Below are 11894 nucleotides of genomic sequence, written 5' to 3'. Positions count from 1 at the left end.
CTATAAAGGAGCAGAAAATGAAGAAATTATCATTAGTGTTATTAACTTTAGTGTTTATCCTGGCGCTTGCAGCTTGCGGGAATAAGACGGACAAAGAAAAATCATCAGCAGCAGGTGAATCGCAGCAAGCAGTGAAGATTAAATCATCTTACCAGGTCATGGGTGAGAAAGAAGACGGCAGCGATGCGAAAAAAGTGACAGAAACTGTTGCAGTACCGAAAAACCCGAAAAAAGTAGCGGTGTTTGATTACGGTGCACTTTCTACAATACAGGAATTTGGTGTGGAAGATCGCGTTGTCGGTCTGCCGAAAGGAGAAGGCAACCGCTCACTGCCTAAGTTCCTTGCGTCATTCAAAGATGACAAATATACGAACTTAGGGACACTAAAAGAACCAAACTTCGAGAAGCTGGCTGAAATAAACCCTGAATTAATTCTTATCTCTGGCCGCCAGGCAAACAGTAAAGTGCTGGATGAAATGAAAAAAGCAGCACCTGACGCGACCATCCTTTATGTTGGTACAGATGATAAAGATTACATTGGCAGTGTGAAAGAAAACACTGAAAACCTCGGCAAAATTTTTAATAAAGAAGACAAAGCGAAGCAGCTCATTCACACGCTGGATATGAAGATCAAAGAAGTGAAGAAATTGACAGCGGCATCAGACGCAAAAGGATTATTCGTGCTGGCGAATGAAGGCGAGCTGTCTGTCTTCGGTAAAGGCGGCCGCTTCGGTTTCATCCATGAAGTGCTTGGCGTCAAAGAAACAGACGACCACATTAAAGCAGAAGGCCATGGTCAGGTCATTAACTTCGAATACTTGAACGACAAAAACCCGGATATTATCTTTGCGATGGATAGAGGCGTCGCAGTCGGCGGTAAGTCATCAAGCAAACAGGCACTGTCAAATGAAGTGATTAAAGATGTGAATGCCGTTAAAGAACATAAGATTATCGAGCTCGATCCGTATCTCTGGTACTTCTCAAGTGGCGGTGCGAAAACAACTGTGCAGCAAATTGAAGAGATTGAAAAAGGCTATAAATAGCATCATCCCGCAAAATACCCCGGTACCTTTAACAGGTACCGGGGTATTTTACAGCACTATACTTCAAACAGCGGCGCAAGATCTTCTGTAGTCAGCAGGTGACCGACGAAGAACTCGCCGAACTCTGCATAACGTGCAGATACTTCATCAAAGCGCATTTCGTAGATCAATTTTTTGAATTGGAGAACGTCGTCTGCGAATAACGTGACGCCCCATTCATGGTCATCAAAGCCGACCGAACCTGTGATGAACTGCTTGACTTTACCGGCATAGCTGCGGCCAATCAAACCGTGTGAACGCATCATGCCTTTACGGGCATCCATATCGAGCATATACCAGTTATCTTCTGGTGTACGGCGTTTGTCCATCGGATAGAAGCAGACATAAGCTGAACGTGGCACTTCAGGGTAAAGGCGTGCTCTCACGTGCGGATTCTGATAAGGATCGTCGTTGGATTCTCCTGCTAAGTAGTTGCTCAGCTCAATGACGGAGACATATGAATACGTCGGGATTAAATAATCTGTGAGTGCGAGTTTGTTGAATTCATTCTCAAGGGCGTTCAAGTCTTTCATTTCAGGGCGCAGAAGCCAGAGCATTAAGTCGGCTTTTTGTCCTGTAATATTGTAAAGGGCATATGAGCCTTCTTTAGCGGCATGGTTGTCGTCCAGCTTAGCGACGAACGCTTTAAGTTCATCGACCATCGCATCCCGGTCTGCCTTGTCCAGCACTTTCAAGCTCGTGAAATCGATTGTGTAGAATAAGTGCAGGCTGTACCAGCCGTCTAGAGTAATTGCTGCTTCGTTCATTTCGTCATCTCTCCTTACGATTTGTCACTTCTAATATACCATAATCCACTGAAAATTCCGCATTCATAGTTTTACAAATTGATGACGTGAAATAATAGGTGAAATGTCATATAATGAATAAGGAAATTAACATAAGAGAAGCATTAGGAGGCTACTATGGCTAATTTATTAGATGTATTAAAAAACAATCTGCAAGGTAAAAACGTGAAGATCGTCTTACCGGAAGGTGACGACGAACGCGTCCTGCAGGCAGCGGTTGAATTGAACAACAGTGATTTCGTGTCACCTGTCGTCTTAGGTAACACGGAAAAAGTGACTGCACTGGCTGACCAGCTGGGTATTGCGATTGACGGTATCGAGCTGCTGGACCCTGCGACAAGCGACCTGCGTGAAGAACTGATTGCTGCCTTTGTTGAACGCCGTAAAGGTAAAGCGACTCAGGAGCAGGCTGAACAGTTGCTGAACGACCCGAACTACTTCGGCACAATGCTCGTCTACACAGGTAAAGCAGCAGGATTAGTATCCGGTGCGGCACACTCAACAGCAGATACGGTCCGCCCGGCACTGCAGATCATCAAAACAAAACCAGGCGTTGCCCGTACGTCAGGCGTCTTCTTCATGATCCGCGGCGATGAGCAGTACGTCATGGGTGACTGTGCGATCAACCCGACACTTGAAGCATCTGACTTAGCAGAAATCGCGATTGAAAGTGCGAAGACAGCTAAAGCGTTCGGTATGGAACCGAAAGTTTCGATGCTCAGCTTCTCTACTAAAGGGTCGGCAAAAACTGACGAGACAGAGAAAGTCGTTGAAGCGACACGCTTAGCTAACGAAAAATTAGCTGGGGAAACAGAACTTGCAGGAACTGTCATCGATGGCGAATTCCAGTTCGATGCTGCATTCGTTCCTTCAGTGGCAGCAAAAAAAGCGCCGGAATCTTCAATTCAAGGTGATGCGAATGTCTTCGTATTCCCAAGTCTTGAAGCGGGTAACATCGGTTACAAAATTGCGCAGCGCCTAGGCGGATTTGATGCAGTAGGACCGATTCTTCAAGGTTTGAACTCACCAGTCAATGACTTATCACGTGGCTGCTCAACAGAAGATGTTGTTTCTTTAGCGATCATCACAGCAGCGCAAACACTTTAATGAACTTGTTTCATGACGAGTGGCAATATGTTGACCACACGACAGGACTGCAGCCGATGCAGTCCTTCAGTTTTGATGATACATTCTGCCATCTGACCGGCACGCTCGGCTGGCAGAGTGTCGTCAGAACGTGGGTGCATCAGCATGTCGTCATACTCGGGATTCATGATTCACGGCTGCCGCACTTGAAAGACGGCATCAGGTATTTAAATGATGCAGGCTACGGTGCCATCGTCCGTAATTCCGGTGGACTCGGCGTCGTGCTGGACAGCGGCGTCCTCAACATTTCACTCATATTCAACGGCGGCAGAAGTTTCTCGATTGATGCCGGTTACGACTTGATGTATGAACTTGTTAAAGAGATGTTTAAAGACGCGGGCGTTATAGCGGCGAAGGAGATTGCCCACTCCTACTGTCCCGGCAGCTATGACTTAAGCATCGACGGCCGTAAGTTTGCCGGCATCTCGCAGCGCCGCGTCCGCGGTGGCGTCGCCGTGCAGATCTATTTGTGTGTGGAAGGAAGCGGCAGCGCGCGCGCTGAACTGATGCGTGACTTTTATGAGCAGGCGCTGCAGAACGAAGAGACGAAGTTCAGTTATCCTGACATTCATCCTGAAGATATGGCGAGCTTGAGTGAACTGCTGCAAGTAGAACTGACGGTAGAAGACGTCTTGTTCAAATTGCTTGCTGCTCTGAAGTCTCTCGGTGCTGCACTGACTCAGAAAGAGATGACAGATGAGGTATGGTCGTTGTATAATGACTACTTCGACCGGATGATTGAACGTAATGATAAGATGATCAAAAATATGAAGGATGTGAGTAACGATGCGTAATAAATTTCAGATCTGTGACGACTGTCAGGCAGTGAACATTAGAACGCTGCTGCCGAAGCTTCGGAAAATGGATCCAGACGCAGAAGTGGAAATCGCATGTCAATCCTACTGTGGTCCAGGACGAAAGAAAACATTCGCATTTGTTAACAACCGTCCATGTGCGGCATTGACTGAAGATGAGCTGATGGAGAAAGTCGCTAAACGACTCGCACAAAAACGCGACCCTGAAGAGGAAGCAAGACTTGCAGCACGTAACGAAGAACGTAAGCGCCGCCAGGCAGAAATCGATGCTAAGCTGAAAGCGAAACGAATGAAATAATATGAAGACGCACGGCTCTCATGGCCGTGCGTCTTTTACTATCTTGTCAACTGAGCGCTTTTACATTCCTACATACTTCTTTATTGTAAATTTACAGTCGCTTTACATGTGGGTGCTATATTTAAGTGGAATATAGACTATGGACTAGGGGTGACAATCTGATGGAGCGTGTCTTGATTACGGGTGCACGTGCACCGATTTCCTATGCAGTTGTACAGCAGCAGGTCGCACTTGGACGCCGCGTGTTTCTGACGGATTCTACCAGCAAGGTCAGCATCAAGAACTCTAAGTTTATCGAACAGTTTATTGTGACGACATCGCCGCGTTTTTCAACTGAAGAATACATCCGCGAGATCAACAATACTGTTAGAAAATATCGCATCGATGTCATTATCCCGTTGAATGAAGAATCGTTCTACTTATCGCAGTACAAGCACCGGCTGCTCGCACCGGTATGGGTCGAAGAGATCACGAAGATGCTGTCTGTCCATAATAAATATAACTTTACGCGGCTGATTGACGCCATGGGCTTTAAAGTGCCGGATACAGCTTATGTGTCAAATCAGGCGGAGCTGACGGATTTTATCGCTGCTTTCCCAGGTGATGACTATATCGTCAAGCAGCCTTACGGACGTTTCGGGCAGTCCGTGCGCAGGCTGACACGTATGGAACTTGAGAACAGCAATTTCATCGAGTTCCCGTTTATGATACAGACATTGATCAAAGGAACAGAGTGGTGTTCCTACTCTGTCGCTCTCGGCGGCCGCACGTTATCGACGTCCCTTGTCGCTCTCGGCGGCCGCACGTTATCGACGTCCCTTTACTTATCCAATGCTCACGAGAGCTATAACTGCTCGACGCATTTCCATTCCCGGAAAAATGACGAGCTGAAGGCGATTATCGAATCGATTATCCGTCAGCTGAACTGGTCCTACCAGATAGCATTTGACGTCATTAAGTGTGACACGACAGGTGACTACTATTTCATTGAATGTAATCCGCGGGCGACGAATGGTGCGCTGTTCATGGAGCCCGCTGTCTGGGACTTAAACGTCTGTGAACCGAAATATGAAGCACGTCAGCTTATTTTCATCTCATTTTACAACTGGCTGCTGCGGCCGAAGAAGCATAACTTCGACAAGCTGAAGTACGGCAAAGATATTTTCTGGCATCCGAGTGAGAAAGTGATTTTCTTCGAACAGCTGATCAGCGGGGCACAGTGGTGGCTCTCGGCTAAGCAGCAGAAAGTCACAGTCAATAAGATCACGACATACGATATCGAATGGAACGAAGATATCGTGAATCTATAGAAGTTGAGGGCAGCATATGATCTATCACACATTAAACGCGCTGCCGATTGCGCAGCTGACTGATATGCCGGTGGATATTGATTACCTGGCTTATATGATGGCCGGTATCGACAGAGGCATCCGTAATGTCCATGCAGACGTGCAGGTGATGGCGGTCAGCGGCCAGCTTGTCCCGGTCAGCATTAAAGACGGGCGTCATCATGACAGCTGGATCCATTCATTCACCGCACAGTATATCGATGAGATGATCGCAGAAGTGGACCGCATGACGCTGAAGCCCGTTATGAAGCGGTCAGCGTCACTGCTGCTCGGTGCAGGCCGGCTGCTGCTTCGTCTGACGAAAGAGCAGACAGTCACGGTGTTTCCGTCATTTATGTCAACGACGCTCTATACAGACAGCCAGTTTGAGCACGTTGGGCGCATCACTGAAGAGCTGACACGATGTTTTCCGCATCATGCAATCGTCTTTCGGACATTGAACACGGTGCATGACGATAGAGCAATCCTCTGTCTTCAGTCAGCAGGTTATAAACCGCTCATTTCCCGTGCGGTTTATTTGTTCAATCCGAATGAAGCACATTCTAAAAATGAACGTAAAGATCTGAAGAAGGATATTAAGCGCTTCAACAAAAGCGGCTATACAGTGACAGACCAGCTGACGGAAGACGAGTTCAGCCAGCTGCTGCCGCTTTATGAGCAAGTATATCTCGAGAAGTATTCCGTCCATAATCCGCATTACACAGAAGCGTTCTTCAAGTTTCTCTATGATAAGCTCAAGCTGCAATGGTTCATCGTCAAAGATCAGAGCCGCATTATTTCATTTATGGCAGTGCAGCAAGTCGGCGACACGTTGTTTCCGGCTTACTTCGGTATGGACCAGTCGGTGAAAGGCCTGTACTTCATGACGAGCGGCCTGCTGTATCAGTATGCCATCGACAACGGACTTAAAGTCAACAACAGTGCCGGCGCTAAAGATTATAAGCTCGCGCGCGGTTCACGGCCGGCGCTTGAATATCATCTCGTCTATAGCGGCCACTTGACGGGTACACAGAAGCTTGCCTATCAGCTGTTCACTGCAGTCGCGACACCGCTCGGCGCGCTGCTGCTAAAACGACTGCAGTTCAACTAAATATATTTATTTTTCTGACAATAATGCTATAATTAGACTACATATATTTTAGGTGGTGATGACTTGGCAATAGAAACGAAAAGGGCAGTGCTCGCAGATCTGCCGCGTATTGTAGAGATTTATAATTCAACCGTAGCAAGTCGTCAAGTTACTGCCGATACTGAGCCTGTCACTGTAGAAAGTCGGACTGCCTGGTTTAATAACCATTCAGATAAGCGTCCGATTTTTTTGTTTTTACAGGACGGAGAAACAGTCGGCTGGCTCAGCTTTGAGACATTTTACGGCAGGCCGGCCTACAACAAGACAGTTGAAGTCAGTCTTTATTTAGACGAACAGTTCAGAGGGCGCGGCATCGGGCAGCAGGCGGTCGCTATGATGAAGGACATTGCAGCGACGCTTGACATTGAGACGCTGCTTGCCTTTGTATTTTCGCATAATACGCGTGCGCTCAAGCTGTTCGGTCGGAACGGCTTCGAAGAATACGGCAGACTGCCTGATGTAGCGGTAATGGACGGGGATAAGTATTCATTATCGATTCTGGGATTTAAATTAGATTAGGAGAGACAACAATGGTTAAAGTAAGACAAGCAGAACGACACGATATACCGGCAATTAAGAAGACAGCGACAATGGCATGGCACGATGCCTATCAGAACATTATGGCGGCAAACACGATTGTGCAGTTTTTAACAGCAGCATACAGCGATGAGCGCTTGGAGAAAAGACTGAATGACTCACTGTTTCTCGTCGCCGAGGAACAAGGTGAAGTTATCGCTTTTGCGAACTTCATCAACGGCCGTGAACTTTATTTGGCGGCGATCTATGTGATGCCCGGCTACCAGCGTAAAGACGTCGGTACAGCGCTGCTGCAGGAAGGCATCAAGCGCTTTGACGACTACACGGCATTATTCGTCGAAGTCGCAAGCGACAACCAGGGTGCACGGAATTTCTATCATAAGCACGGCTTTGAACTCGTCAGAGAATATGAGGAAGAGATTTTCGGAGAGAAGATACTGACAGGGCTGCTGGAAAAACGATTGAACTTGGAGTGATGCGAAGTAGATTGCTGTAGTTCATGACGCACATCAGCAGTATGCTGTGCGGAACGTTTCGAGACCTATCTATATGGGGGTCTCCTTTTTTTGTGGTAAACTTTAGTTAACATTCATCTAAGGAGAACGCTATGTCCTATCAATTTCAGAAAATGCCTGAAGAAAAAGTGTTTAAAGATCCTGTACACCGCTACATTCATGTCAGAGATCAATTGATATGGGATTTGATCAAGACGAAGGAATTTCAGCGTCTGCGCCGGATCAAGCAGCTCGGCACGCTCTATTTGTCGTTTCATTCGGCTGAGCACTCGCGCTTCAACCATTCGCTCGGCGTCTATGAAATTGTGCGCCGGATGATTGACGAAGTGTTCCACGGCAGGCCTGAGTGGCATGACGAAGACCGGCCGCTCGCTCTATGCGCGGCACTGCTGCACGACTTAGGTCACGGCCCGTTCTCGCACTGCTTCGAGAAGATCTTCAACACTGACCACGAGGAATACACGCAGGCCATTATTACAGGTGACACAGAAGTGAACGCCGTGCTGTCACGTGTGCACCCGGGGTTCGCAGAAGAAGTGGCGGAAGTCATCAACAAGACGCATCCGAATAAGCTCGTCATCTCGATGATTTCGTCGCAGATTGATGCGGACCGCATGGATTATTTGCAGCGCGATGCCTACTACACAGGCGTCAGTTACGGCAGCTTCGATATGGAGCGCATATTAAGACTGATGCGGCCGACTGAAGATGAAGTGATGATCAAAGAGAGTGGCATGCATGCGGTGGAAGATTATTTGATGAGCCGCTATCAGATGTACTGGCAGGTGTACTTCCATCCGGTCAGCCGCGGCGGCGAAGTGCTGCTGAACCGCTGCTTCAAACGCGTGAAAGTACTGAATGAAGCGGGCTACGACTTCAAAGCGCTGCCGACTTACTTGCTGCCGTTCTTTTCCGGCCGTGTCTCCGTCAAAGACTACTTGCGGCTTGATGAGACAGTTGTCTTCTATTATCTGCAGGAGTGGATGGAAGAAGACGACGCGATTTTAAGTGATTTGTCACGTCGGTTCGTCAACCGGGACTTGTTCAAGTATTTGCCGTTTGACGGCTCGGTCATTACGACCGGTGAGCTGACAGAACTGTTTGAACGTGCCGGCATTGACCCGGAATACTACTTTGTCTCTGACTCGTTCAGCGACCTGCCATATGACTATGACCGGCCGGGCTCGAATAACAACCGCAAGCCGATACATCTGTTGACCCGCTCCGGCCGCGTTAAGGAAATCAGCACGCAGTCGGTCATCATCAGCAGTATTACCGGCGTGAACCGCATGGACTATAAGCTGTATTATCCGAAAGAACTGATCCTCGGCATTGAAGACCTCGAAGTCCGGGGCGCCATCATTAATCTGCTGAATGAATTGAACTAGGAGTGATAAGATGAGTAATTTTCAATTCAATATTATAAAAAACGACCCGCTGGATGGTCATAAAGGGACGAACATCGGTGCCATCAGTCTCGATAACGTCGCACCTGTCTTCATCGATGTGCTGGAACAGCGTGCCTTCATCGATATCGGTGCGATGCACGCAAGAAGTGAAGTCGAAAAACGCGTCAAGTGGATTGATGACGAAGAAGCAGTGAAAGGTGACGCGGCAAAGCCGTACTGGCTCGTCTGGGTGACGACAGAACGCGGTAAGGACGGCCCTTATTACGCCGGCGTGACCGCCTGCTATATGCTCGTCAACAAAGAGAAGAAGCGCGCCTTCAAACGCATGCATGAACATGTCAATATGATGGACAAATCGATGAAGCACCATGTTATTGTTGACCATATCGGTGATGGCAATAAGCGTGTGCTTGCAGATTTCCTGAAAAATCATAACGCTGAGATGTGGGAGTATTCAGCAGACACACTTAAAGAACAACTTTTTGTGTCATAATTGTGAACATATTTTCGCTGCCTTGTATTTTAAAGGTGGTAGAAGTAAAATGACGGTAGCTATAAAAATAGCTAGGACACTAAAGAAAGCAGGTCTCTGTACCTGCTTTCTTTAATTTTTGCTATAATAAAATACAGGTGATAATTATGAAAGTCTGGGTCACAACAGAACAGAAGCTGAAGCAGAATAATGAAGTGATGAAGTATCATAACGAGGTAGAAGGAACACTGACAAAGCGCCGCGTTCCTTATGTCTCATATACAGAAATGCTGGACGGTGAACCGATTGATGTGCGCGTCAAGATGGACCCCGCGGGCATCCGCATTTCAAGGCGCGGTGCTGTGAAGATGGATTTTCTGTTCGTCTACGGTGAAACGACGCAGAACGTCTATACGACGCCTGCCGGACGCACTGTGATGGATGTGACAACGACCAGACTCGATTATAAGGCATTGTCTACAGGCGGTCGGCTGATCATTCATTACAAGCTGAGTGAGCGGGGCGAGGACCTCGGACAATTCAAATATCAATTAGACTATAAGGAGAGCGCTATATGAATATCGTCAACCAGTTAAAGGACACTTTAATAGAAGAAATCAAGGCGGCTATTATTAAGGCGGAATTAGTGACTGAAGTTCCTGAAATCAAGATTGAAGTACCGAAAGATACAGCTAATGGAGACTATGCGACGAACATCGCCATGGTGCTGACGAAGCTTGCGAAGCGCAATCCGCGTGACATAGCAGCGGCTATCATTGATCACCTGGATACATCAAAAGCACATGTCGAAAAACTGGATATCGCAGGCCCGGGTTTCATCAACTTTTACATGGATAACAGCTATTTGACAGATATCATTAAAGAGGCGCTCACAAAAGGTGCGGCGTTCGGCCATCATCCGGGCGACCGCAGCGAACACGTGCTGCTGGAATACGTTTCAGCGAATCCGACAGGCGACCTGCATATCGGTCACGCCCGTAATGCCGCAGTCGGCGATACGCTCGCCAATATTTTAGCGGCGGCAGGCTATAGTGTGACGCGTGAATATTACATCAATGATGCCGGTAAACAGATTGAGAATCTCGCGTATTCGATTGAAGCGCGTTATTTGCAGGCGCTTGGCCGGGAAGCGGCACTGCCGGAAGACGGCTACCACGGTAAAGATATCATTGCGATCGGTGAAGACATCGCGAACAACGAGCCGGGTTATGCGTCTCTTACTAAAGAAGAACGCATTAAAGCCTTCCGCAAGCTCGGCCTTGACTATGAGATGAAGAAATTAAAGCAGGACTTAGCAGATTTCAACGTGCACTTTGACGACTGGTTCAGTGAAACATCATTGTACGAATCAGGTGCCATCAAGCGTGCGCTTGAGACGATGACGGCGAACGGCTATACGTTCACGGCAGAAGACGCGACGTGGCTGCGCACGACAGATTTCGGTGATGACAAAGACCGCGTGCTGATCAAGAATGACGGCACGTATACGTACTTCCTGCCGGACATCGCGTATCACTACGACAAAATCAAGCGCGGCAACGATGTGCTGATCAACTTATTCGGTGCCGACCACCACGGTTACATCCCGCGTCTCAAAGCATCTCTTGAGACGTTAGGCGTTTCTTCAAGCCGCCTCGAAGTGCAGGTGATGCAGATGGTGCGCCTGCTGCAGGACGGCCGGGAAGTGAAGATGAGCAAACGGACAGGAAATGCCATCACGCTGCGTGACATTATGGACGAAGTCGGTGTCGATGCAGCCCGTTACTTCTTGACGATGCGCAGCCCGGATACACACTTTGACTTTGACATGGAACTCGCAAAAAGTCAGTCAAGCGACAACCCGGTATACTACGCGCAGTATGCACACGCGCGTATATGCTCCATCATCCGTGCGGCAGCTGAGCAGGGCATTACAGTCGATGCGGCCGCTGACTTATCACTTATTACGAATGACAAAGCGTTTGAACTGCTGAAACGTGTCGCTGACTTCGAAAGCACGATCGACAGCGCAGCGGAATACCGTGCACCGCACCGCATGACGAATTATATTCAGGACTTAGCAAGTCATTTCCATAAATTTTATAACGCAGAGAAAGTACTGACAGATGACCTTGAGAAATCAAAGGCACATATCGCCCTGATTGAGGCCGTCAGAATCACCCTGCATAACGCACTTGCATTAATCGGCGTCACTGCGCCCGAACGGATGTAATAATTTAGCCCGGAACATCATCTCTTCAGGGAGAAGAATGGTGTTCCGGGCTTTTTTGCATCATAACTCCGGGACTTGTGATGCAATTCCGGTTTTTTGCATC

Annotated in this window: 13 protein-coding genes; 12 read left to right on the top strand and 1 reads right to left on the bottom strand. The window is 47.9% G+C overall.

Features of this window, described 5'->3' with window-relative positions; all coding sequences use genetic code 11:
- The first annotated feature begins 17 nt into the window (after positions 1-17).
- Positions 18-1043, top strand: coding sequence for a ferrated catecholamine ABC transporter substrate-binding lipoprotein SstD (locus KFV11_RS10570; RefSeq protein ID WP_254249909.1), 1026 nt, complete (start codon positions 18-20; stop codon positions 1041-1043).
- Between the two features lie 56 nt (positions 1044-1099).
- Here the strand turns inward: KFV11_RS10570 and hemQ are convergent, their stop codons facing one another.
- A complete protein-coding gene (gene hemQ / locus KFV11_RS10565; RefSeq protein WP_149459252.1) occupies positions 1100-1849 on the bottom strand; it encodes a hydrogen peroxide-dependent heme synthase in 750 nt (249 codons plus the stop codon).
- Positions 1850-2005: 156 nt separating this feature from the next.
- Here hemQ and pta point away from each other — a divergent pair, with 156 nt between their 5' ends.
- The 11 genes from pta (at position 2006) to argS (ending at position 11791) form a co-directional block, all read left to right on the top strand.
- Positions 2006-2995 (top strand): phosphate acetyltransferase, encoded by a 990-nt coding sequence (gene pta / locus KFV11_RS10560; RefSeq protein WP_254249908.1) that lies wholly within the window; start codon positions 2006-2008, stop codon positions 2993-2995.
- Positions 2995-3828 carry a lipoate--protein ligase family protein gene (locus KFV11_RS10555; RefSeq protein ID WP_254249907.1) on the top strand — a complete coding sequence of 278 codons (834 nt, stop codon included), beginning with the start codon at positions 2995-2997 and terminating at the stop codon, positions 3826-3828. The genes pta and KFV11_RS10555 overlap by 1 nt, the downstream gene beginning before the upstream one ends.
- Positions 3821-4147: a YuzB family protein gene (locus tag KFV11_RS10550; protein WP_149459249.1), complete on the top strand. Its 327-nt coding sequence runs from the start codon at positions 3821-3823 to the stop codon at positions 4145-4147. The genes KFV11_RS10555 and KFV11_RS10550 overlap by 8 nt, the downstream gene beginning before the upstream one ends.
- 161 nt (positions 4148-4308) lie before the next feature.
- Positions 4309-5457, top strand: coding sequence for an ATP-grasp domain-containing protein (locus KFV11_RS10545; RefSeq protein WP_254249906.1), 1149 nt, complete (start codon positions 4309-4311; stop codon positions 5455-5457).
- Positions 5458-5473: 16 nt separating this feature from the next.
- Positions 5474-6586, top strand: a complete 1113-nt coding sequence (locus KFV11_RS10540) for a peptidogalycan biosysnthesis protein (RefSeq protein ID WP_254249905.1) — start codon at positions 5474-5476, stop codon at positions 6584-6586.
- Positions 6587-6655: 69 nt separating this feature from the next.
- Entirely contained in the window at positions 6656-7144 is a 489-nt protein-coding gene (locus tag KFV11_RS10535; protein WP_436970233.1) for a GNAT family N-acetyltransferase, read from the top strand.
- An 11-nt stretch (positions 7145-7155) separates the two neighbouring features.
- Entirely contained in the window at positions 7156-7638 is a 483-nt protein-coding gene (locus tag KFV11_RS10530) for a GNAT family N-acetyltransferase (protein ID WP_149459245.1), read from the top strand.
- Between the two features lie 131 nt (positions 7639-7769).
- Positions 7770-9065, top strand: coding sequence for an HD domain-containing protein (locus KFV11_RS10525; RefSeq protein ID WP_254249903.1), 1296 nt, complete (start codon positions 7770-7772; stop codon positions 9063-9065).
- Between the two features lie 10 nt (positions 9066-9075).
- Entirely contained in the window at positions 9076-9579 is a 504-nt protein-coding gene (locus KFV11_RS10520) for a YwhD family protein (protein WP_254249902.1), read from the top strand.
- A 146-nt stretch (positions 9580-9725) separates the two neighbouring features.
- Positions 9726-10136, top strand: coding sequence for a YwiB family protein (locus KFV11_RS10515; RefSeq protein ID WP_149459242.1), 411 nt, complete (start codon positions 9726-9728; stop codon positions 10134-10136).
- Positions 10133-11791, top strand: a complete 1659-nt coding sequence (argS, locus tag KFV11_RS10510) for an arginine--tRNA ligase (protein WP_254249901.1) — start codon at positions 10133-10135, stop codon at positions 11789-11791. The genes KFV11_RS10515 and argS overlap by 4 nt, the downstream gene beginning before the upstream one ends.
- The last annotated feature ends 103 nt before the right edge of the window (positions 11792-11894 follow it).

The organism is Macrococcus equipercicus (assembly GCF_024205945.1).
Taxonomy (GTDB): domain Bacteria; phylum Bacillota; class Bacilli; order Staphylococcales; family Staphylococcaceae; genus Macrococcus; species Macrococcus equipercicus.
This window is presented reverse-complemented; position numbering and strand designations above follow the sequence as displayed.

Bases quoted from the DNA above. Each gene is read 5' to 3' on its own strand.
- KFV11_RS10540 (WP_254249905.1), top strand. From the start codon at position 5,474: ATGATCTATCACACATTAAACGCGCTGCCGATTGCGCAGCTGACTGAT.
- KFV11_RS10520 (WP_254249902.1), top strand. From the start codon at position 9,076: ATGAGTAATTTTCAATTCAATATTATAAAAAACGACCCGCTGGATGGT.
- KFV11_RS10515 (WP_149459242.1), top strand. From the start codon at position 9,726: ATGAAAGTCTGGGTCACAACAGAACAGAAGCTGAAGCAGAATAATGAA.
- KFV11_RS10550 (WP_149459249.1), top strand. From the start codon at position 3,821: ATGCGTAATAAATTTCAGATCTGTGACGACTGTCAGGCAGTGAACATT.
- KFV11_RS10525 (WP_254249903.1), top strand. From the start codon at position 7,770: ATGTCCTATCAATTTCAGAAAATGCCTGAAGAAAAAGTGTTTAAAGAT.
- KFV11_RS10570 (WP_254249909.1), top strand. From the start codon at position 18: ATGAAGAAATTATCATTAGTGTTATTAACTTTAGTGTTTATCCTGGCG.
- hemQ (WP_149459252.1), bottom strand. From the start codon at position 1,849: ATGAACGAAGCAGCAATTACTCTAGACGGCTGGTACAGCCTGCACTTA.
- KFV11_RS10545 (WP_254249906.1), top strand. From the start codon at position 4,309: ATGGAGCGTGTCTTGATTACGGGTGCACGTGCACCGATTTCCTATGCA.
- KFV11_RS10555 (WP_254249907.1), top strand. From the start codon at position 2,995: ATGAACTTGTTTCATGACGAGTGGCAATATGTTGACCACACGACAGGA.
- argS (WP_254249901.1), top strand. From the start codon at position 10,133: ATGAATATCGTCAACCAGTTAAAGGACACTTTAATAGAAGAAATCAAG.
- pta (WP_254249908.1), top strand. From the start codon at position 2,006: ATGGCTAATTTATTAGATGTATTAAAAAACAATCTGCAAGGTAAAAAC.
- KFV11_RS10530 (WP_149459245.1), top strand. From the start codon at position 7,156: ATGGTTAAAGTAAGACAAGCAGAACGACACGATATACCGGCAATTAAG.